The sequence below is a fragment of the Mediterraneibacter sp. 210702-DFI.5.30 genome, assembly GCF_020560115.1.
Classification (GTDB): Bacteria; Bacillota; Clostridia; order Lachnospirales; family Lachnospiraceae; genus Mediterraneibacter; species Mediterraneibacter faecis.
Window position 1 is genome coordinate 1 of record NZ_JAJCME010000139.1, and the last position, 247, is coordinate 247.

The window sequence follows — 247 nt, forward strand, 5'->3', positions numbered from 1 at the left end:
CCGCGACCGACATTCATTTGTGGACAAACGCTACCGCTAGTGTAGCTAGGAATGTAAGAGCGCAGGGTGATGAAGACGGACTCTTTTGACATATAGCCCTCTGTGGCGTTATTGAATAGCTTCTCGTAGTCATCTACTAATTCATAGCTTCCGGATTCGACATCTGCCTTCAGGTCTTTCAGAGCCTCTCCGTAGTTGCCGTAGAATATCAATACCCTAGCACGGAAAGCCATGGCGGCCTCTTTGG

The 247-nt window shown here is 49.0% G+C and carries 1 protein-coding gene; it reads right to left on the bottom strand.

Annotation, left to right across the window (positions count from 1 at the left end):
• On the bottom strand, positions 1-233 hold a 233-nt coding region (locus tag LI126_RS15005), incomplete at its 3' end, for a hypothetical protein (RefSeq protein ID WP_227165715.1).
• Between the last annotated feature and the right edge of the window lie 14 nt (positions 234-247).